Source organism: Protofrankia sp. Cas3 (assembly GCF_963555955.1).
Lineage (GTDB): Bacteria > Actinomycetota > Actinomycetes > Frankiales > Frankiaceae > Protofrankia.
The window spans coordinates 53,299-75,756 of sequence record NZ_CAUVXP010000003.1 but is presented as its reverse complement, the minus strand read 5'-3'; the positions used below and the strand labels follow the sequence as shown (position 1 = coordinate 75,756).

Below are 22,458 nucleotides of genomic sequence, written 5' to 3'. Positions count from 1 at the left end.
GTGACCGCCACATGGTGACGGTAGGTAGCTTCCGTCGGGATAGCGACCGTTTCCACCTACCGTCACCGGGTGGCGGTCGAGCCCGGTAGGCGATTTTCGTCGTGATAGCAGCCTTCTCTACCTACTCCTCCGGCCACGAAGGTTCGGACACCGCACGACCCGGATCGCCACCTTCGACTCGAGGTACCGTGAAGATAGTTGAAGGCTCAACAGAACCGAGCCGGCGCCACGTGGCCGGCACCGAAGGCCGCAGGGAGAAGTCATGGGCATCCACCGCCTCAACCACGTTGTCCTCTATGTACGCGACGTCGCACGCACGGCCGCCTTCTACACCGACATCCTCGACTTCCAGACCGTGGTGTCGGTACCGGGCCAGGCCGCTTTCCTGCGCGCGCCGGACTCCACCAACGACCACGACATCGGCATGTTCCAGATCGGCGCAGCCGCCGGCGCCTCACAGGCGGGGCGTTCGACCGTCGGCATGTACCACATCGCGTGGGAGGTCGGCACCCTCACCGAGCTTGAGACGACCGCGCGCCGGCTCACCGAGGCCGGGGCTCTGGTCGGCGCGTCCGACCACGGCACGACCAAGAGCCTGTACGCACACGACCCGGACGGTCTGGAGTTCGAGGTCGTCTGGCTGATCCCCGCACACCTGCTCGACGACGCCGCGCTCGCGGCCAAAACCAGCATCCGGCCGCTTGACATCGCCAAGGAGAAGGCGCGCTACGGTGCGGACACCCGCGGCGGCCTGGGTGTCTCCATCCCCATCGGGGTCACCGTCTGACTATCACTCCATGGGCGGGTTCAAACGGTCGTAGCGACGCTCCGATAGTACGATCTCGGTAACGTCGACAGACTGGACGTCGCGCACTGCCGGTTCTACTCCGACGTCTTCGGCTTCGAGGTAGCGATGTATCCGGCCAAGGCCGCCGTTGCCTCACGGGGCGTTCGGCCATGGACAGTCACTCCGGGCGTCACTCCGGGCGTCACGCCGCTCAGGTGATCTCGATTTCAAACTCCGAGGGCATCTCCACGGCCTGCTGGGGGACCATCGGCTCGGCCACCGACTCCAGCGGGCGGGTCTGCAGCCGCCGAGACTCCAGCAGATGCGCGCTCACCCATTCGACGGTCTCCCGGATGAACACCGTGCGGTTGGCGAGGCCCATGATCTCGTGGCCCTCACCCTCGAAGAGCAGGTACCGGCAGTCGACTCCCCGCGCCGTCGCCGCGGCGACGGTCTGCTCGGCCTCGAACACCGGGACGTTGGTGTCGTTTCCACCGTGGACGACCAGCAGGGGCGCGGCCAGGCGATCCATCCGGTGCAGCGGCGACAGGTCCCGCAACAGGGCGGCGTCGTGCACGGGGTCGCCGTACTTGGTCAGCGCGGGACCGGCGATCCACGGTTCGGTGTGGGCGAAGAACGTGGCGAAGTCCACCATCCCGCAGATGTCGACCCCCACGCTGAACAGCTCGGGGTAGGTGACCAGCGCGGCGAGGGTCAGGTAACCCCCGTAGGAGCGCCCGGCGACGCCGACCCGCCCCCCGTCGGCAAGACCCGCGTCAACCAGATACCGCACGCACGAGGCGACGTCGGCGATCCCGTCGAAACGGCGGGCGTGGTCGTCGGCGCCCGCGAACGACCGACCGTAGCCCGCCGAACCTCGCACGTTCGGGGCGAACACGGCGATACCGCGGGTGACCAGAGCCTGGAACAGCGGTGCGAAAGTGGGACGTTCCTGTGCTTCGGGCCCACCGTGGAAGAACAGCAGGGTCGGGCACGGGCCGGGCTCTCCGGGCGGCCGGTACAGCCAACCGGAGAGCATCAGCCCGTCATGTGCGCGCAGCCGGTGCAGCACCGGACGGACAAGGCGGGTCCGCGGACGCGGCGCGGGCAGCACCGCCTCGGTACCCCTCCCGCCGTCGGGGTCGGCATCGGTGTTCGCCTCCAGATCTGCGACGGAAGCGAGCGCTGGTGCCGGGAAGGCGGTCGGAGCATCGGAGACCAGACATCGGTAACCGGCCGACGCCGACACGAAGTCATAGGTCCACAGCTCACCTGGGACGGTCGAGCCGACCAGGGCCAGGAGCAGCCCGCGGCCACCATCGCGGACGAGCAGGCTGCCCGCGACGTCGCGCGGCAGCGGTGGGAGCTCCAGGCGGTCGCCCGAACCGAGGTCGACCAGGTCGAGAACCGTCCGCCCGTCCACGTTCCATGCCAGCACCGCGGCGGGCGCTCCCCCGCCGATGCCGGGCGCGACACCAGCCGGCATGAGGCCCGCAAGCCCCCCCGGAATGCCGGCTGGAAGCAGTGCGAACCGTTCCAGGTCGGCGTCATCGCGGGCAGCCACAACCTCGGCGGCCAGGCGCGTGCCGTCGTCCCCGAGGGTCACCGCGACCAGCGCGGCACGCTCCCGGCCGGCGTCCGAGAGCAGGTAAAGGATCGTCCCGGCCGCGGCCGCGCCCGGCGGGCCGAAGCGGCCGAGCCCGACCATGCCGACTCCCGCAAGCAGCGGTTGGACGCGTCCGGTGCCGCAGTCGACGAGGATGAGCCGGCGAGCCCCCCGCGGACCATCCCGCAGCAGCAGCCGGTACCCGGCCACGGCGTCGCCGTCGATGTCACAGATGGCCAGCGCCTGGCCTACCGCCAGGTGCTCACGCCGCCCGGTTGCGGGGTCGACGAGCAGGGCGTGGGTCAAACCTGACCGGACCGACTCGCAGATCGCAAGCGCGCCACCATCCGGGGTCCAGCGGCCGAGCCCGGCGGCGCTCGCCGCGCCCGCCTCCGAGCCGGTGGACGAGTGGAGGCTGGCGGCGGGATGCCAACCGCCGGCGAGGCGCCGCAGGCCGCTGCCGTCAGGGCGGACGACCCGAACCTCGGTGTGCTCGCCGCCTCCGGGCGCCACCACGCATGCCATCCACGCGCCATCGGGTGACCAGGCCACCGAGCGGACCTGACCGGGGCCGGTATCCAGGACCCGCCCGGCGCCGGTGGCGTCACGCACCCACAGCCGCGGGCTGCCGTCACGGTCACTGACATAGGCGACCGCACCCGCGGGTCCCAGACTCGGGGACGAACAGCTCGCCGCCGCCACCCAGTCATCCACCAGATCACCAGGGCCAGGGCCAGGACCAAGACCAAGACCAAGACCAAGACCAGGACTGACCATGCCGACATGCCGTGGCTCGGCCGGGAACTGCTCAAGCATCATGCCACCCCCTGGGTCGCCAGCCACATCTCCAGCAGAGCCGCCTGCCACAACGCGTTCGCGCCGAGAGTGGTCCGGTTGTCGTTCGGCGCGGCCAACATCGCCTCGACCCATTCGGTTCGGAACAGGCCGCGGGCCTTGGCGACCGGATCGGTGAGCGACTCGCGCACCCGGTCCAGGTAGGAGCCGGACAGATGCCGGATCGCCGGGACCGGGAAATAGCCCTTGGGCCGGTCGATGACCGCAGCCGGCATGATCGGGCGGCCGATGGCCTTGAGCACTCCCTTGCCGCCCGACGCGAGCTTCAGCTCGGGCGGACAGGCCGCCGCGAGCTCGACGAGCTCGTGATCGAGGAACGGGGTGCGCGCCTCCAGACCGGCAGCCATGGTCATATTGTCAACCCGCTTGACGGGATCTTCCACCAGCATGACCGTGGAGTCGATGCGCAGCGCCGCGTCCAGCGCGCTGGACGCACCGGGCTCGGCGAAGTGCGAGGCGACGAACGCCGCGCTGACGTCGGTGTCAAGGAGATAGTCCGGCTCGACCATGGCTTCGATCGCGCTGTGCGACCGGTCCGCGAACACCCGTAGGTAGTCCTCGACCGCCTCATCGCGTCCGACGCGGGCCAGTGGCGGGTACCAGGAGTAGCCGGCGAACACCTCGTCCGCGCCCTGCCCGGACTGCACGACCTTCAGGTGGCAGGCGACCTCCTGCGACAGCAGGTGGAAGGCGACGCAGTCGTGGCTGACCATCGGCTCGCTCATCGCCTCGACGGTCGCCTCGATCGCGGGCAGCAGCCGGTCACCGGCGACCCGAATCTGGTGATGGTCGGTGCCGAAGTGGTTTGCGATGACGTCGGAGTACGCGAACTCGTCACCGGACTCGCCGCCGGCCGCCTCGAAGCCGACGCTGAAGGTCGCGAGGTCGTGCTGCCCGGCCTCGGCCAGCAGGGCCACGATGAGGCTGGAGTCAAGCCCTCCGGACAGCAGCACGCCGACCCCGACGTCGGCAACCATGCGCCGGCGCACCGCGGTGCGCAGCCGTTCGCCGATCGCGTCCCGCCAGTCCGACGCCGACCAGCCCTCATACGCCGGGTCGCGGGCGAAACCCGGCTGCCAGTAGCGCTCGTCGGTGGTCGAACCGTCCGCTTCGATGATCCGAACCGTGGCCGCCGGCAGTTTGCGCACGGCTGCGAGGATCGTGCGCGGCGCCGGCACGACCGAATGGAATGACAGATAGTGGTGCAGCGCAACCCGATCGATGTCGCCGCTTATCCCGCCGCCGGCGAGCAGCGCGGGCAACGTCGAGGCAAAACGGACGCGCGTCGCGTCCGCCGTGACGTACAGCGGCTTGATGCCCAAACGGTCACGGCCGAGGACGACGCGGCCGGTGTCACGCTCATGGATGGCGAAGGCGAACATCCCGGCGAAGTGGTCTACACACCGGCTGCCCCACCGATGGTATGCCTTACCGATCACCTCAGTGTCCGATGCCGAGAAGAAACGGTAGCCCGCAGTGATGAGCTCGTCACGCAGTTCGCGGTAGTTGTAGATGCAGCCGTTGAAGACCGTCGTGAGGCCGAGCTCGCTGTCGACCATCGGCTGCGCACCGCGCTCCGAGAGATCGATGATCTTCAGGCGACGGTGACCGAACGCGACCGGTCCAGACGCCCACACGCCGCTGCCGTCCGGGCCGCGCGGTCGCATCCGGTCGGCCATCCTGACCACCGCGTCCACATCGGCCGCAGCGCCGTCAAACCGCAGCTCCCCGCTCAGACCGCACATGTTCGCTCCCTGTCGGTCGCTTCATCGGCTTCCTCGACGGCGTGGCTACCACCATCTGTGCCCGGCGTTTCCAGCAGATGACGCCACCGTTGCGAGCAGGAAGGCCCTAGCGCGGTAGCCAGGTGTCCTTGGAACCACCGCCGCGGGACGAGTTGACGATCAGACTGCCGACCGGTGCGACCCGGGTCAGCGCCGCCGGTATGACCACCGCCTCCGCGCCCAGGTAGACGAAGGCGCGCAGGTCGACCGAGCACGGCTGGAAACGACCGCCGTGCCAGGTTGGATGGGTCGACAGCCGCACCAGCTCCTGGCCGATCCAGCGGCGCGGCTCAGCCAGGATGCGTCGGCGGGCGGTCGCGAGCTCAGCGGCATCCGCCCGCGGACCGATCAGTACGCCGTCCCCGCCGTACCCGTCAGCCGGCTTGATCACCAACTCGTCCAGATGATCGAGGACGTACGCGCACTGCTCGGGATCGCCGCAGACGTAGGTCGTGACATCGTCGAGTACGGGTTGTTCGCCCAGGTAGTACTTGATCAGAAGTGGTACATAGGCGTAGAGCACCTTGTCGTCGGCGACACCGTTACCAGGCGCGTTCGCCAGGCTGAGCGTTCCCGCCTGAACCGCTCTGATCAGGGCCGGCCCGAGCGGCAGGCCGTCGGCGGCCACGGCGGTGGCCAGCTCGTCCTCGTCAAAACGCCGGTACAGGACGTCGACCCGCCGAGGTCGACCCCGGTCGAGACGGTGGACCACGCTGCCTGCCGGGCCGTCCTCGACGACGAGGTCGCCCGGTTCGACGAGCGCCACCCCCATCTCCTCTGCCAACAGGGCGTGCTCGAAGTGGGCCGAGTTGTCCGACCCGTCGGTGAGCACTGCGATCGTCGGCTCCCCCGTCGCCCGGGTGGGAGCGGCCGCGACGAGGGCCTCGTGCAGGAGCGCGGGTACACCGTCGAGCCCGGCAATCCCGCCGGGCGGGACCAGATCGGGCAGCACCGAGCAGGTCAGCCGCCGCCCTTCGATGGCATAGGCGACTCCGGAGGGAACCCGCAGGTTGTCCTCAAGAACGAACCAGTTCCCGTCGGCGTCGCGCACCAGGTCGATGCCGGTGACGCTGGCCCGCACGGCATCCGCGGGCACCGCGAACCCGGCGGCCCGCATACCGGGCGCGTCACGCACCGTCCAGGCCGGGACCACACCGTCGCCGACGGCCGCCTGCTCGCCATAGGCGTCGTGCAGGAAGGCCTCGAGTGCCCTGACGCGCTGCGCCAGACCCGTCCGCAGCCGCGACCAGTCCGCGGCCTCGACGATTCGTGGCACCAGATCGAAGGGAAACGGCCGCGCAGCGTCCTCGCCGGTCACCCGGAACACCACCCCGCGCAGGACCTGCTCGACGCCTCGCGCCTCGGCGCGTTCGGTCAGCACCGCCGGCCCGAGACGGTCCAGGGTCCGCATCACGGTCCGGTACGGGGCACGGACCGCACCATCGGAGTCGACCACCTCGTCGAAGCCGTCGGGGCGGTACCCGTGAAGCAGGCTCGCCTCGCCCGCGGGGGTGGACCGTGGCGTACCGGCGAGCGTGCTCGCGGGTACCGACGCAGACGCAGACCCAGCCGCAGCCGCAGCCGCGGACACCGGCGCCGGCGCCGGCGGGGCAAGCGGAGCGTCACGCGTTTCGGCCAGGATGAGGTCCGCGACGTCGGCCAACCGCTCGCGCCGGGCGAAGGCCCGCCGCTGCCGGGCCGCGGCGCCGCCACGTCCGATCGCCTGCTGGGCGAGATCGGTCACCAACTCCCAGTCACCAGCGTGCTCCAGCTCGGCTCGGACCTCGTCCATCAGTCGGCGCAGCAGGTCGTGCGCCGGTACCGGACCCGCACCGGCCACATCGACGAGGTCGCCCTCGATCCCGGAGCGAGCCGCCCGCCAGGTGGCCGCCCGCAGCAGTTCGGTCCGTGGCGGCGGTGCCGGCGCACCGATCCCGATCGCGAGCGTGGCCCGCCGGACGAGCGCGCGGAACAGGCCGGCGATGAGGATGACGTTGTCGACGTCCGGACATGCGTCGCAGATGCGCAGTTCGACCGTGGGTAGGTGCGCCGATGGACGGACGTCGAAGTAGACCATGCCCGGATCGCTGATCACCCCGGATTTGATCAGATCCGCGACCAGTTGATCGTATTCGGCCGCGGTGCTGAACGAACCGGCAACGCCAGCGGTCGGCCATCGTTGCCAGACCAAGGTCCGGACGCTCTCGTAGCCGCTGTCCACACCCTTCCAGTAGGGGGAACTCGCCGACAGCGCCAGCAACATCGGCAGCCACGGCGCGACCCACGCGACCACCGCCATCGCGAGGTCGCGGTCCGCGACGTCCACGTGCACCTGGGCACCGCAGATCAACTGTTCCCGGGCCAGCAGCTGATACTCGGCGAGCATCTGTTCATACCGCGGGTCGCGGCTGATCCCCAGCACGTCCGGATCGACCAGCGGAACAGTTCCCGCGGCCGCGGGACCGAGGCCGAGCGGTTCAGCGACTGCCGCGAGTTCACGCCGCAGGTCCACCAGGTCGGTACGCAGGTCGAGAAGATCGGTACAGGGACGGCTGTTGGTTTCCACCACGGACTTCAACAGCTCTGCGGCGAAGCGGTCGGCTGGAAGGCGGTCAAGGATCGCGCCGGCCCGCGGTACGAGTTGGCGGGACGCGAGATCGAGGATGTGAAACTCCTCCTCGACGCCGACAGTCGCGATTCGGTCGTCGCTCATGGATGACGACGCTACGGCCATTCGGCTACAGAAGCACGTCTCGGCCTGTCCGATCGTTGATACCGGGCAGACTTTCGGATGTGTCCACACAGGTTGGCTGCCTGTAACGGTTTCCCCGCACAACCAGGACCCTCGATACGACCGCTGAACCCGCGCCGGCACGCACGAATGTCAACGGGAACGTCGCGAACCGGCGGGAGACCGGGGAGCCAGGGCCGGTCCGAAACGGTGCGAGGAGAGGTGTCCGCATGGTCGCCATCAGTATACAACTATGACAATCAACGGCAAAATTTCGCCGTTTCGCGGCCATCTAACCACCCCTCGTACACACCGCCCCCTTGTGATGTCACAATGCAACCTCGCCGGCACTTCTGGTGACATCGCCAGCGCCGGCAACATGATCTTCCGAATGAAGGGTGCTGACGTGCGACCACGGGAGCTTGCCCCGTCCGCCTGCAGCTGGATGTCTCTGGGGGGCCGACCGTCATGGCGTTACTGAACGCAACCGAGATCGCGACGACCGGACCGGTCGGCATCTCCGCGCCGGCAAAGCCGGCAGAGGCCGCCGGCACGGGCGGAGCGGTGATCGGCGAGGGCCGCATCGGCAGGCAGGTACGCGTCCCCAAGACCGCCGAGCTGGTCGCGGCGCACCTGCGGCGCCAGATAGTGCGGGGTGAACTGGTCGAAGGCGATGCTCTTCCCCCGGAAGCCGTGTTGATGGAGCAGTTCGGTGTCTCGCGCCCTACGCTGCGCGAGGCGTTCCGGGTCCTGGAGTCCGAAGCGCTGATCAGCGTGCGCCGGGGCGCCCATGGCGGGGCCCGCGTCCATACACCCAACGGTGACGTGGCCGCCCGCTACGCGGCGCTGGTCCTGGAACACCGCGGCACGACCCTCGCTGACATCCATCAGGCCAGGGCTCTCATCGAGCCGCCCTGTATCCGCCAGATCGCCGAGCGCCACACAGATGACGATCTCACCGAGCTCCGGGCGGCCCTCACTGCGGTCGAGGCCGCCGACGACAACCACAGCCAGCTACAGGCCGCGGACACCGACTTCCGCGGCCTGCTGATCGAGCTCGCCGGCAACCAGACCCTGCTCGTGCTTGCCGGCATGCTGCGCCATATCGTCAGCCTCGCGCAGGGCAGCGGATCGGTCCCCGACAACACGCCGGCCACGCCGGCCACGCCTGGTGCGCCTGGTGCGCCTGGAGGAGCAGGTCCGGCCGGTGCGGCCAACCACCGCCCACACCGGGAGTTGGTGGCCCTGATCGAAGCCGGCCAAGCAGCCGCCGCCGAGGACCTGTGGCGGCGTCACCTCCTGGCGACAAACCCCTTCGCCGGACACGACCAGGCCACAGTCCTCGACCTGTTGGGGGGAGTTCCCACGTCAGGTAGGTAACGTCGATCAGGTGACCCGCGCCGAGACTGACTCCCTGGCCGAGGTCCTCACCCTCGACCGCATCGAAACCAACATCTTCCGCGGCTGGTCCTGGCACACCGCGCCGACCAGGGTATTCGGCGGCCATGTGGCGGCACAGGCACTGATCGCCGCTGGTCGGACCGTCGCCGCCGATCGTCCGGTGCACTCGCTGCACGCCTATTTCCTGCTACCGGGTGATCCAACGGCGCCGATCATCTATGAGGTCGACCCAATTCGTGACGGGCGGTCCTTCACGACCCGGCGTGTGGTCGCCATCCAGCACGGCAAGGCCATCTTCAACATGTCCGCGTCTTTCCATCATACGGTGGATGGCTTCGAGCACCAGTCGGCGATGCCCCCGACGCCGCTGCCCGATGACACCGCCACACCACCCGAGGAGATCTTCGCCGACAACGGGGGGGTCGAGCCGTTCTTCCTGCGCTATCTGGATGTCCTGCCGATCGCGACGAGCGCCCAGGACGGCTCCATAGAGCCGCCCGTCATCTCCTACCTCGGGGATCCCCGTGCTCCCCACCAGCGGCGGTGGTTCCGTGCCCGGGGGGTGCTACCCGACGACCCGCTCTACCACGCCTGTGCGGTCGCATACGCCTCGGACCTCCACCTGATCACGACAACCGTGCTTCCGCATCGGACGCCGGCGGGGCCGAGAATTTCATTGGCGAGCCTGGACCACGCGATGTGGTTCCATCGACCGTTCCGCGCGGATGAATGGCTCCTCTACATCCAGGACAGTCCGTCGGCGTCCGGGGAACGTGGCTTCGCTCGCGGTGAGATCTACACAACCGACGGCCGGCTCGTCGTCTCCGTTGCACAGGAGGGCCTGATGCGGCTGGCTCGCTGAGGCCGGCGCTGACCGACTGCTCCAACTTTCCGTTTTTTACCTTTTTTCAACGGCTCCGACAACAGGACGCGCGCGGCTCGCGACGTCCCGCGGTCGGAGCCGTTCGGCGTCTGCGACATGCTCTCACGCCGCCACCGACCGACGTCGACCGTGTCGACGACCCGTCGAACTTTCCGGGCGAGGCGTCATCAGGGCGTCAAAGCCGCTGGTCCCCGACTTCCGCCGGGTCGATACTCGGTTTCCTTGAGGTCTCCGGGACCCCTGCCACGCTGGAAGGATCTGCCGTGCGTGACCTGATGTTCGTCGTCCTCACCGTCGCGATATTCGCCGTGCTGGGGCTGGTCGTACGAGGGGTGGAGAAACTGTGACCGCTGAGAACCTGACCGGTTTGATCCTGGCGGTCGCGCTCACGATCTTCCTTGTCATCGCCCTTTTGTTTCCAGAGAAGTTCTAACCTGACCAACGGCGACGCACCGCGGGTCCATCATGGATCTCCCCGGTGCCGCCGGCGGCCGCAAGGGGTTGCGCAATGAACACCACGACGGCGGGGATTATCTTCGTCGCCACCCTCGCCATCGCGCTGGGTCTGACCTACCGGCCGTTTGGCGACTATATGGCCCGAGTTTATACGACCGGGCATCATCTGTGGGCCGAAAAAGTGATCTATCGGGTGGTCGGCGTCGATCCAGACGCCGAGCAGCGATGGAGCACCTATCTGCGCAGCGTGCTCGCCTTCTCCTTTGTTTCCGTGCTGTTCCTGTACGCGTTTCTTCGGCTACAGGGCCAGCTGCTGCTCAGCCTCGGTTTCGCCGGGATGGAACAGGGGCAGGCATTCAACACGGCAACCAGCTTCGTCACGAACACCAACTGGCAGTCGTACTCGGGTGAGTCGACGCTCGGTTATCTCGTACAGATGTCCGGGCTCGCGGTACAGAACTTCACCAGCGCGGCGGTCGGCATCGCGGTGGCGATCGCGCTGGTCCGCGGCTTCGCCCGCAGCCGTACCGACCAGCTCGGCAACTTCTGGGTGGACCTCATCCGCACCGTCGTCCGCATCCTGCTCCCGATCTGTGTGATCGGCGCGGTCGTACTGATCGCGGGTGGGGTCGTCCAGAACTTCCACCACGTCCAGACGGTCACGACCATCGCCGGTGGTAACCAGTCGGTGACCGGAGGACCGGTCGCGAGCCAGGAAATCATCAAGGAGTTCGGGACGAACGGTGGCGGCTTCTACAACGCCAACTCCGCGCACCCCTTCGAGAACCCGACGAACTGGACCAACTGGCTGCAGATCTACCTCCTGCTGTCGATCGGTTTCTCGCTGCCGCGGACCTTCGGGAAGATGGTCGGTGACACCCGTCAGGGCCTGGCGATCGTCTCCGTCATGGTCGTGCTCGCACTGGCCAGCATGTTCCTGGTGAACGGTCTGCAGATGGCCCATCACGGCACGGTCCCCACCGCTGTGGGCGCGTCGGTCGAAGGCACCGAGACACGTTTCGGCATACCCGACTCGGCAACCTTCGCATCCGCGACGACGCTGACCTCGACCGGCGCGGTGAATTCCTTTCATGACTCCTACACGAGCCTCGGCGGCGCGGTCCTGTTGCTGAACATGATGCTCGGGGAGATCGCTCCGGGCGGTACCGGATCGGGCCTGTACGGCATCCTCATTCTCGCCGTACTCGCCGTGTTCATCGGTGGCCTGATGATCGGGCGAACGCCGGAGTACCTCGGCAAGAAAATCTCCGGCCGGGAGGTGAAGTTCGCCTCCCTCTACATTCTGACCACACCGACGTTCGTCCTGGTGGTCACGGCACTGGCGATGGCCCTGCCCGGCGAGCGGGCCACTATGCTGAACTCCGGCTCCCACGGATTGTCCGAGGTACTGTACGCGGCGACGTCCGCGGGGAACAACAACGGGTCCGCATTCGCGGGCATCTCGGTGAACACGACGTGGTGGAACACGACGCTGGGTATATCCATGCTCGCCGCGCGCTTCCTGCCGATGGTGTTCGCGCTCGGGCTGGCGGGCAGTCTGGCCCGGCAGAAACCCGTTCCCGCGTCGGCCGGCACGCTGCCCACCCACCGGCCGTTGTTCGTCGGCCTGGTGACGGGCGTGGCAATCATCGTCGTCGCGCTGACCTACTTCCCGGCTATTGCGCTCGGACCGTTGGCGGAAGGTCTCCACTAGGCCAAAGGCCGCGCGAGAATGGTTCTTCCGCGCGGCCGGAGGCCCAAAAAATAAATACAGCCAAAGGCCGCACGAGAATGGTTCTTTCGCGCGGCCGGAGGCCCAAAAAGAGGAATACGGATGTCCACGACCACTGTGAACAGAAACTCCGCGGATCCGGCGCAGGATCCGGACACCACCCGATCGGCCCGGCGGGTCCAGGGTGGCCTGCTCGACCCCAGGATGCTCTGGCGCTCTGCTCCGGACGCCATCAGAAAGCTGAACCCGACCACCCTGTGGCGTAACCCGGTCATGTTCATCGTCGAGATCGGCGCCGTGTTCACCACGGTGCTGGCGATCCGCGACCCCAGCACGTTCGCCTGGCTGATCGTCATCTGGTTGTGGCTGACCGGACTGTTCGCGAACCTGGCCGAAGCGGTTGCCGAAGGCCGAGGAAAGGCGCAGGCCGACGCGCTGCGCAAGGCGAAGACGGACACCGTTGCCCGCCGACTGATCGACTGGAAGCCCGGCACGGACCTCGGCACGGCACGGATCGAGCGGGTACCCGCGCCGAGCCTGCTCAAGGGCGATCGGGTGGTGGTCGAAGCAGGCGAGTTCATCCCCGGTGACGGTGACGTCATCGACGGCATCGCGAGCGTCGACGAGTCCGCCATCACCGGCGAGTCCGCGCCGGTGATCCGCGAGTCAGGTGGCGACCGGTCCGCGGTGACCGGTGGTACCCGGGTGCTGTCCGACCAGATCATCATAGAGATCACCCAGCGGCCCGGCGAGAGTTTCATCGACCGGATGATCTCTCTCGTGGAGGGGGCGAACCGGCAGAAGACGCCGAACGAGATCGCGCTCAACATCCTGCTGGCGTCTTTGACCATCATCTTCCTGCTCGCGGTCGCGACCCTACAGCCGTTGGCTATCTTCTCGAAGGCTCAGCAGCCGGGTATCCCCGACAGCGCCGCCCTGAACGCCAACGGCGTCACCGGGATCGTGCTGGTGTCGCTGGTGGTCTGTCTGATCCCGACGACGATCGGCGCTCTGCTCTCGGCGATCGGCATCGCGGGCATGGACAGGCTGGTGCAACGCAACGTGCTCGCCATGAGTGGTCGCGCCGTCGAGGCGGCCGGCGACGTCAACACGCTGCTACTGGACAAGACCGGGACAATCACTTTGGGCAACCGTGAGGCGCGCGCCTTCATCCCGGTCGGGGACGTGGACGAGCAGGTGCTCGCCGATGCCGCGCAGCTTTCCTCACTCGCCGACGAGACCCCCGAGGGCCGCTCCATCGTGGTCTTCGCCAAGAGCACCTACGGTCTGCGCGAGCGCACCCCGGGCGAGCTGTCCACCGCCACGTTCGTGCCGTTCACCGCGCAGACCAGGATGTCCGGTGTCAACCTCACCAGCGGCGGACCGGATGCCGGCGGTGGGCGCCAGATCCGCAAGGGCGCGGCAACGGCGGTGCTGACGTGGGTCCGCAACCATGGTGGGCCGGTACCCGACGGCACGGGCGAGGTTGTCGACGGCATCGCCGCGTCCGGCGGGACGCCGCTGGTTGTCGGTGAGGTGACCGACAGCTCGGCCGGGGACGCCGGCTCCGGCCCGACGGCGCGGGTCCTCGGCGTGATCCAGCTCAAGGACGTCGTCAAGTCCGGCATGCGGGAACGCTTCGACGAGATGCGCAGCATGGGTATCCGCACCGTCATGATCACTGGTGACAACCCGCTGACCGCGAAGGCGATCGCCGACGAGGCGGGTGTGGATGACTTCCTGGCCGAAGCGACCCCCGAAGACAAGCTCGCCCTGATCAAACGGGAGCAGGAGGGCGGCAAGCTCGTCGCGATGACCGGGGACGGAACCAACGACGCCCCCGCCCTCGCCCAGGCCGACGTCGGCGTTGCCATGAACACCGGCACGTCCGCGGCCAAGGAAGCCGGGAACATGGTCGATCTCGACAGCAACCCGACGAAGCTCATCGAGATCGTCGAGATCGGCAAGCAGCTGCTCATCACCCGTGGAGCACTCACCACCTTCTCGATCGCCAACGACGTCGCCAAGTACTTCGCGATCATCCCGGCGATGTTCGCGGCGGTGTACCCGGGGCTGGACAAACTGAACATCATGCGACTGCACAGCCCGCAGTCCGCGATCCTGTCCGCGGTCATCTTCAACGCACTGATCATCATTGCGCTAATCCCGCTGGCCCTGCGTGGTGTGCGTTACACGCCGGGCAACGCGGCGACGATGCTGCGCCGCAACCTCTACATCTACGGACTGGGCGGCCTGGTCATCCCGTTCCTCGGGATCAAGCTGATCGACCTGGTCATCCAGTTCATCCCCGGAATTCGGTGATCACAGTGGTCTCGTCACGCATGCCCGGCTCGCTCCGACACCTGTTCGCCGCCGTGCGCGTACTCCTGGTACTCACGGTGATCACCGGCATCGCCTATCCACTGGCGATCACCGCAATCGCCCAGCTACCCGGCCTCAAGCACCGGGCGGACGGCTCGATGATCAAAGCTGCGGACGGCCACGTCGTCGGTTCGTCGCTGATCGGCCAGTTGTTCACCGACTCGAACGGCAACCCGATCCCGACGTACTTCCAGTCCCGTCCGTCCGCGGCGGGCGAGGGCTACGACCCCACCGCGACCTCCGCGTCCAACCTCGGTCCGGAAAGCGTCGCCGACACCCTCGACGACCCGGCTACCAAGGACGACGAGAGCAAACAGAGCCTGCTCACCCAGGTGTGCAGCCGCAGCAAGGCCGTCGGTGACCTCGAAGGCGTCGACGGCCGGCGTCCCTACTGCACGGCCGGAGGCGTCGGCGCGGTCCTGTCGGTGTTCTACCGTGACCCCGGTTATGCGGGGCCGATCACCAAGGTCGTCAGCGTGAACGAGCAGTGTCCGGCCGGGCCGTTCCTCGCCAGCTACGAAGGGATTGCGGTCCAATGCGCGACGTACGGTGACGACTATGCCGCGGGAAAGCAGGTTCTCGTGCCCGGCCCGGGCAAGGCGGCGGGCAACCCGGTGCCGCCCGATGCCGTGACAGCCTCCGGTAGCGGTCTGGACCCGGGCATCTCCCCCGCCTACGCCGACCTGCAGGTGGCCAGGGTCGCCAAGGCCCGCGGGCTCGACCCGACAGTCGTCCGCAGGCTCGTCGACGACCATGTCACCCACCGGGCGCTCGGCTTCCTCGGCGAGCCGACCGTCAACGTCGTCGAGCTCAACCTCGCCCTGGACAAACTGCGTACGAGCTGACCGCAGGGATGGCTGGGTCACGAAACCCGGGCCGGGGACGGCTACGGGTCTACCTTGGAGCGGCCCCCGGGGTCGGGAAAACGTACGCGATGCTGGACGAGGCCCACCGCCGGGCCGCGCGGGGAACCGACGTGGTGGTGGGCCTCGTCGAGACCCACGGGCGGGTCCACACCGCGAACCTGCTGGGCGGTCTGGAGATCGTCCAGCCGCGGGCGGTGGCGTACCGGGACCGGACCTTCCCGGAGCTGGATCTCGACGCCCTGCTCGCCAGGCGCCCGCAGGTCGCGCTCGTCGACGAGCTCGCCCACACCAACATCCCCGGCAGCCGTCACGAGAAGCGCTGGCAGGACGTCGAGGAGCTGCTCGACGCCGGCATCGACGTGCTGTCCACCGTCAACGTCCAGCATCTGGAGTCGCTCAACGACGTCGTCGAGGCGATCACCGGGGTGGCCCAACGGGAAACCGTCCCCGACGAGGTCGTGCGCCGCGCCGACCAGGTCGAGCTCGTCGACATGGCGCCGGAGGCGCTGCGCCGCCGGATGGCGCACGGCAACGTCTACGACCCAGGGAAAATCGACGCCGCACTCGGGAACTACTTCCGGATCGGCAACCTCACGGCGCTGCGCGAACTGGCGCTGCTGTGGATGGCCGGCAAGGTCGACGAACAGCTCGACACCTACCGTGCCGAGCACGGCATCTCCCGCCGGTGGGAAACCCGCGAACGGGTCGTCGTCGCTCTCACCGGCGGATCCGAAGGCGAAACCCTCATCCGGCGCGGCGCCCGCATCGCCACGCGCGCCGGCGGCGAACTGCTCGCTGTCCACGTCACCCGCAGCGACGGTCTGATCAGCGCATCCGCGCAGACACTGCAACAGCAACGCGAGTTGGTCGAAAGCCTCGGCGGCAGCTACCACCAGGTCATCGGGCACAGCATCGCGGCAACCCTGCTGGCGTTCGCCCGCGGCGAGAATGCGAGCCAGCTTGTGCTCGGCGCGAGCCGGCGCAGCTGGCTTGGCACCGTTCTCGGCGGCCGGGGGGTGGCGGCCGAGGTCATCCGCAGCTCCGGGAAGATCGACGTCCACATGATCCCACACGACCGGGCGGGCAGAACCTACTACGGGCTACCGGAGCTCACCGGTGGACTCACCCCCCGACGCCGGATCATCGGGGCGGCCCTCGCCGCGGTCGGCCTGCCCGCTCTCACCGTGGCGCTCACCCGGCTGCGGGGCGACGTCGACCTGGCCGGTGACCTGCTGCTCTACCTCACCATGATCGTCAATGTCGCGGTTGTCGGAGGCCTGTACCCGGCGCTGTTCGCAGCGGTCGGTGCGAGTCTGCTCGCCGACTGGTTCTTCACAGATCCGCCGCACACGCTCTATATGCGCAACACGGAGAACATCCTCGCGCTTGGCGTGTTCGTGGTGGTCGCCACCGCCGTGAGCGTCATTGTCGACATCGCCGCCCGCCGCACCCGGGACGCGGCACGGGCCCGCGCCGAGGCGGACACACTGTCCACCCTGTCCGGTAGCCTCGTCGCGGGGCAGGACGCCGTGGCCGCGGTGCTCGACCGGGTCCGCGAGACGTTCGGGATGACATCGGCCACGCTGCTCGAACGGCAGGACACCGGGCTCTCCCGGGCGGGCGACACCTGGGTGGTGGTCGGTGTCAGCGGCCCCGACCCGTGCCCGACACCGCAGGCTGCCGACACCGAGATACCCATCCGCGCGGATCTGCACCTGGCGTTGCGCGGCCGGGTCGTGGCGGGATCGGACCGCAGTGTGCTGACCGCGTTCGCCGCCCAAGCCGCCGTCGCGTTGGACCGCCACCGGCTCGCCGCCCAGGCTGCCGACGCCGCTGACCTGGCCGAAACCGACCGCACCCGCACCGCCCTGCTGGGCGCGGTCAGCCACGACCTGCGCAGTCCCCTGGCATCGGCGAAGGCCGCGGTGTCCAGCCTGCGGGCCTCCGACGTCTTCTGGACCCGCCAGGAACAGACCGATCTGCTCGCCACCGCCGACGAAAGCCTCGACCGGCTGACCCGACTGGTCGAAAACCTCCTGGACATGAGCCGTCTGCAGGCCGGCGCGCTGGCGGTGTCCAGGCAGCGGGTCGGGCTCGACGAGATCGTCCCGCGCGCACTCGACGAGCTCGGCCCGAGCGGGCACAGCATCGAAGTCGATCTACCTGAGACGCTCCCCGAAGTCAACGCCGACCCACCCCTGCTCGAACGGGTCATCGCCAACCTGGTGGCCAACGCCGTCCGCCACTCCCCGGCTGGCCAGCCACCCCTGATCACCGCCAGCGCCCTCGGTGACCGGGTCGAACTACGCGTCATCGACCGGGGCCGCGGCATCCCCGAAGCCGACCACGAACGCGTCTTCGCCCCGTTCCAGCGCCTGGGCGACCGGGACAACACCACCGGCGTCGGGCTCGGCCTCGCCCTGTCGCGCGGGCTCACCGAAGCGATGGACGGGCAGCTCACGCCCGAGGAAACCCCTGGGGGAGGACTTACCATGGTGCTGTCACTGCCCGCCGCGCCGCCCTACACCGCACTGTCGGATAGTTCGGATAGTTCGGATAGTTCGGACAATGAGGTATGACGCGCATCCTGATCGTCGACGACGACATGCAGATCCTGCGCGCACTGCGCATCACCCTGCACGCCCGCGGCTACGACGTCACCACCGCCGTCGCAGGCCGCCAGGCTCTCGCCGCCGCGCAGGCCGGCCGGCCCGACATCGTCCTGCTCGACCTGGGCCTGCCCGACATCGACGGAACCGAGGTCATCCACGCCCTACGCGGGTGGACCAGCACGCCGATCATCGTGCTGTCCGGCCGTGCCGGCAGCGCGGACAAGATCGGCGCACTCGACGCCGGCGCCGACGACTACGTCACCAAACCCTTCCGCGTCGACGAGCTCCTCGCCCGACTACGTGCGGTGGCCCGCCGGACGCCGACGGCCACGGAGGCGCCCACGGCAACGGTCGGCGCCTACATCATCGACCTGGGCGCCCGACAGGTCACCCGTCGGCCCGGCGGCGTTGGCGGCGTTGGCGGCGTTGGCGGCGTTGGCGGCGTTGGCGGCGTTGGCGGCGACGAGGATGCCGACAACCCCGAGCGCACCGGCCCGGTGACCATCCGGCTCACCCCCACCGAATGGCACCTGCTCGACGTCCTGCTCCGCAACCCCGAAAAGCTGATCACCTATCGGCAGCTTCTCCCCCACACCGGCGGACCCTCTCCCAAGGAACAAAGCCACTACCTGCGCGAGTACATGGGACGACTGCGCCGCAAACTTGAGCCGACCCCCGCGCGCCCCCGCCACTTCATCACCGAACCCGGCATGGGTTACCGGTTCCAGCCCTGACCACCCCACGATAAAGGTCTTCGCGACCCTTGATGTATCTACATAATGTAGGTACGTTCGACGCGTGGAAACCATCGGACTACGAGAACTCAATCAGAACCCTTCCAAGGCAGTGGCCCTGGTGCGCTCCGGAGTCTCGATCGTTGTCACGGACCGCGGCAAGCCGGTACTACGTATGGTGCCCGAGGTCGAGCAGCCGGGCGCTCTCCAGCGGATGGTCGCCACCGGCGACGCCAGCGCCCCCGCCGAGCGGGGCATGCCGGATGTGATCCCCGATCTGGTGCCAGCCGTCGAGAGCCTGGCCGAGATCCTCGTCGCGGACCGGGACCGGGAGCGCAGTCGTTGATCTATTTCGACGCCTGCGCCCTGCTGAAGTTCATCAAGCAGGAGAGGGAGACCGCTGCGCTGCGGACCTGGCGTGGGTTGCTTGCGGAAGGGACCGAACTGGTCACCAGCGGACTGACCCAGCTGGAGATCACCCGTACCTTGTTACGCGCGGGTGCCGACCACCAGCGGGTGCCCTATTTCATGGGCCAGGCCCTGCGAGGCGTGTATCTCGTGGACGTCACCAGCACCGTGCTCGCCCGCGCCATTGCCTACCGCGTTGCGAGGTTGGGTTCGCTTGACGCCATCCACCTGGCCAGCGCGGACCCGTTCCGCGGCGAGCTGACCGACTTCGTGACCTACGACCGGGAGCTGGCCGCCGCCGCCACTGATCTCGGCTTCCCGGTGAGCGCACCGTCCTGACCGGAAGCGTCGGTAGAAAGCGCCGTTATGGTGACGAAAACTACCTAAGCCTCGTGTCGCCGACGGCCGGGCGTAGGTAGAAACGGCGGCTATAGCAACTTTTTCCACCGACCCCTCCGCAGGGACGCACGCACGCGTGACGCAGAGCCCAGCCGGTCGGCGAGTCAGCCCGCGGCGACCGTAGCGGGAACCGGCTGCTGGACCGACCATGCGGCGGGCAGCGACAACACCATCGTGAGCCCGCCGCCGGGGGTGTCGTCCGTGGTCAGCGAACCACCCATGGCCTCGGTCAGGCCACGGGACAACGCGAGGCCCAGGCCGACGCCGGTGGCGTTGTCCCGGTCACCGAGACGCTGGAAGGGTTGGAAGACCCGGTCCCGGTTCTCCGCCGGGATGCCCGGCCCGCGGTCGATGACGCGAATTTCGACCCGATCGGCGAGCGCGCTCGCGGTGATGACCGGATGGGTCCCCTCGGGGGAGTGTCGTTGTGCGTTGGAGACGAGGTTGACCAGCACCCGCTCGAGGAGCGCGGGGTCTGCGTGGATGTCGGGCAGATCGTCGGGCACCTGGATCTCCACGCTGCGAGCCGGCGGGCCGAGCTCGTCGAGGGCATGTGGGATGACGTCGTCGACGCCGACCGGCCGGGGGAAGACGCTGAGCGCGCCAGCCTGCAGCCGGCTCATGTCGAGGAGGTTGTCGACAAGGCGGGTGAGCTTGTCCATGGACTCATCGGCAGTCGCGAGCAGCTCCGCCTGTTCGGCCTCGGTCCAGCGGATGTCCCGCCCGCGCAGCCCGGAAATGGCGGCCTTGGCCGAGGCGAGCGGTGTGCGCAGATCATGGCTGACCGCGGTGAGCAGAGCGGTACGTACCCGGTCGGCCTCAGCCAGCGGGCCGGCCTCGGCGGCAGCTTCGGTGAGGCGGCGCTGTTCCAGTGCGAGCGCGGCCTGCGCGGCGAACGCGGCGAGTATCCGACGGTCCGCGGCGGGCAGTGGCCGTCCGCGCAGTACAAGAGCGAGGTTGTCCCCGACGGGGACGTCCACGTCACCGGCTTCGGGTCGGGTGCACGGATCAGTCCCGATGCTGTGAACGACCCGCCACTCGCGGGCGCTACCGCTGTCGCGGCCGGCGCCGGAGTGCTGCTCGGAGCGTTCCAGGAGGGTGGCGGCCGTCATCCCGAAGGTCTCCCGCACCCGTTCGAGCAGCGCCGGAAGCGCATCCTCGCCACGCAGGACGCTGCCGGCGAGTACGGACAGGGTCGCGGCCTCGGCGGAGGCCCGCGCCGCCAGGGCGTACCGGCGTGCGGCGAGGTCCACAACCCTGCTGACCATGATCCCGACGAGCACGAACGCGGCGAGCGCGAAGGTATTGTTACGTTCGGCGATCGTCCAGCGGTGCACGGGAGCCGTGAAGTAGTAGTTCAGCAACAGGGAACTCGCGACCGCGGCGAACAGCGCGGGCCAGAATCCACCGACCAGCGCGACGATCACTACCGCCAGCAGGTAGGCAAGAGCGTCGGTTGTGAGGTTGAGCGACTCACGCGAGATCGCCAGGACCACGGTGAGCAACGGGAGAAGACCGACCGCCAGCGCAGTCGCGATCAGGCGGCGTCGCGGCGTCAGGCCGTGCGTGAGCCGCGGCAGCCGCCAGCCACTACCGACCTCCTCGTGGGTGACCATGTGGACGTCGATCGACCCGGACAGCTTGGTCGTGGTGACCCCGATACCGGGGCTGAACATCTGGGCGAGGCTGCCGCGCCGGCTGGCACCGAGCACCAGCTGGGTCGCGTTCTCCGCGCGGGCGAAGTCGAGCAGCGCGGTGGGGACATCCTCGCCGATCACCTGGTGGTAGGTACCTCCCAGGCTCTCCACCAGCGCCCGCTGCCGGGCCAGTGCCTGCGGGTTCGCGCCGGTCAGGCCGTCCGACCGGGCCACGTGGATGGCGAGCAGATCAGAGCCCTTGCTGCGGTCCGCGATCCGGACGGCCCGGCGGATCAGGGTGTCCCCCTCGGGTCCACCGGTGAGAGCGACGACCACGCGTTCACGGGTTTCCCAGGTCCCCGCTATGCCGTGTTCGGCGCGGTACCGGTCGAGCTGCTCGTCCACCTTGTCAGCTACCCACAGTAGTGCTATCTCGCGCAGAGCAGTCAGATTGCCAACCCGGAAGTAGTTCGACAGTGCGGCGTCGATCTTCTCCGGAGCGTAGACGTTGCCGTGCGCCATCCGACGGCGCAGCGCCTCCGGGGCCATGTCGACCAGCTCCACCTGGTCGGCATCCCGGACGACGTCATCGGGCACGGTCTCCCGCTGGGCCACCCCGGTGATCGTCTCAACCACATCGTTGAGTGAATCCATGTGCTGGATGTTCACGTTGGAGATGACGTCGATACCAGCGTCAAGGAGCTCGTGGACGTCCTGCCAGCGCTTGGCGTTGCGACTGCCGGGGACGTTGCTGTGCGCGAGCTCGTCGACGAGGGCGACCGCGGGCCTGCGGGCCAGCACAGCGTCAACATCCATCTCGGTGAACACCGCGTCCCGGTAGGAGATCTCCTTTCGCGGGACGACCTCCAGCCCTTCCAGCAACGCCGCCGTCTTCGGCCGGCCGTGGGTCTCGACAAAACCGACGACCACATCGGTTCCCCGATCGCGGCGCCGGTGCGCCTCGTCCAGAGCCGCGTAGGTCTTACCGACGCCTGGCGCGGCACCAAGGTAGACACGCAAGGTTCCCCGAGTCACGGCACCCATCGTGCGCCATCAGGCGTGCACGCCGCGAGGGACGGCCGACATGTGCACAGCGTAGCGGTAACCGCACATAAATTCACACTGGAATCACAACTCAACGCCTGACGCACAGTCCGCACGCCGCAGACACCCTCCGGAGCCGCA

Annotated in this window: 15 protein-coding genes; 11 read left to right on the top strand and 4 right to left on the bottom strand. The window is 68.4% G+C overall.

The window, feature by feature from the left end:
- Positions 1–262 precede the first annotated feature (262 nt).
- Positions 263–787: a VOC family protein gene (locus U9983_RS01345; protein ID WP_322747366.1), complete on the top strand. Its 525-nt coding sequence runs from the start codon at positions 263–265 to the stop codon at positions 785–787.
- 211 nt (positions 788–998) lie between these two features.
- On the opposite strand, the gene U9983_RS01340 is transcribed toward U9983_RS01345, so the two are convergent.
- From U9983_RS01340 to U9983_RS01330, 3 genes are all read right to left on the bottom strand, one after another.
- The gene (locus tag U9983_RS01340) at positions 999–3,107 is read right to left on the bottom strand and encodes a S9 family peptidase (protein WP_322752270.1); all 2,109 of its coding nucleotides are present in this window, start codon (positions 3,105–3,107) and stop codon (positions 999–1,001) included.
- Positions 3,108–3,208: 101 nt separating this feature from the next.
- Complete coding sequence (locus tag U9983_RS01335; RefSeq protein WP_322752269.1) at positions 3,209–4,993, bottom strand: N-acetylglutaminylglutamine amidotransferase; 1,785 nt, start codon at positions 4,991–4,993, stop codon at positions 3,209–3,211.
- Positions 4,994–5,099: 106 nt separating this feature from the next.
- Positions 5,100–7,745: a carboxylate--amine ligase/circularly permuted type 2 ATP-grasp protein gene (locus U9983_RS01330; protein ID WP_322752268.1), complete on the bottom strand. Its 2,646-nt coding sequence runs from the start codon at positions 7,743–7,745 to the stop codon at positions 5,100–5,102.
- Positions 7,746–8,231: 486 nt separating this feature from the next.
- Between U9983_RS01330 and U9983_RS01325 the strand changes: the two genes are divergently transcribed.
- From U9983_RS01325 to U9983_RS01280, 10 genes are all read left to right on the top strand, one after another.
- Positions 8,232–9,143: a FadR/GntR family transcriptional regulator gene (locus tag U9983_RS01325; RefSeq protein ID WP_322752267.1), complete on the top strand. Its 912-nt coding sequence runs from the start codon at positions 8,232–8,234 to the stop codon at positions 9,141–9,143.
- Between the two features lie 10 nt (positions 9,144–9,153).
- The gene (locus U9983_RS01320; protein ID WP_322752266.1) at positions 9,154–10,026 is read left to right on the top strand and encodes an acyl-CoA thioesterase II; all 873 of its coding nucleotides are present in this window, start codon (positions 9,154–9,156) and stop codon (positions 10,024–10,026) included.
- A gap of 364 nt (positions 10,027–10,390) precedes the next feature.
- Positions 10,391–10,480, top strand: coding sequence for a K(+)-transporting ATPase subunit F (kdpF, locus tag U9983_RS01315; RefSeq protein ID WP_322747372.1), 90 nt, complete (start codon positions 10,391–10,393; stop codon positions 10,478–10,480).
- Positions 10,481–10,555: 75 nt separating this feature from the next.
- Positions 10,556–12,217, top strand: a complete 1,662-nt coding sequence (gene kdpA / locus U9983_RS01310) for a potassium-transporting ATPase subunit KdpA (RefSeq protein ID WP_322752265.1) — start codon at positions 10,556–10,558, stop codon at positions 12,215–12,217.
- Positions 12,218–12,337: 120 nt separating this feature from the next.
- Positions 12,338–14,557 (top strand): potassium-transporting ATPase subunit KdpB, encoded by a 2,220-nt coding sequence (gene kdpB / locus U9983_RS01305; protein WP_322752264.1) that lies wholly within the window; start codon positions 12,338–12,340, stop codon positions 14,555–14,557.
- Between the two features lie 20 nt (positions 14,558–14,577).
- A complete protein-coding gene (locus U9983_RS01300) occupies positions 14,578–15,462 on the top strand; it encodes a potassium-transporting ATPase subunit C (protein WP_322752263.1) in 885 nt (294 codons plus the stop codon).
- Between the two features lie 8 nt (positions 15,463–15,470).
- Entirely contained in the window at positions 15,471–18,062 is a 2,592-nt protein-coding gene (locus tag U9983_RS01295; protein ID WP_322752262.1) for a sensor histidine kinase KdpD, read from the top strand.
- A complete protein-coding gene (locus U9983_RS01290; protein WP_322752261.1) occupies positions 18,059–18,829 on the top strand; it encodes a response regulator in 771 nt (256 codons plus the stop codon). Before U9983_RS01295 ends, U9983_RS01290 begins: the two co-directional genes overlap by 4 nt.
- A gap of 64 nt (positions 18,830–18,893) precedes the next feature.
- Complete coding sequence (locus U9983_RS01285; RefSeq protein ID WP_322751780.1) at positions 18,894–19,175, top strand: type II toxin-antitoxin system Phd/YefM family antitoxin; 282 nt, start codon at positions 18,894–18,896, stop codon at positions 19,173–19,175.
- Positions 19,172–19,576 (top strand): type II toxin-antitoxin system VapC family toxin, encoded by a 405-nt coding sequence (locus U9983_RS01280; protein ID WP_322752260.1) that lies wholly within the window; start codon positions 19,172–19,174, stop codon positions 19,574–19,576. The genes U9983_RS01285 and U9983_RS01280 overlap by 4 nt, the downstream gene beginning before the upstream one ends.
- Before the next feature lie 164 nt (positions 19,577–19,740).
- Here U9983_RS01280 and U9983_RS01275 read toward each other — a convergent pair whose 3' ends face one another.
- The gene (locus U9983_RS01275; protein ID WP_322752259.1) at positions 19,741–22,317 is read right to left on the bottom strand and encodes a sensor histidine kinase KdpD; all 2,577 of its coding nucleotides are present in this window, start codon (positions 22,315–22,317) and stop codon (positions 19,741–19,743) included.
- Between the last annotated feature and the right edge of the window lie 141 nt (positions 22,318–22,458).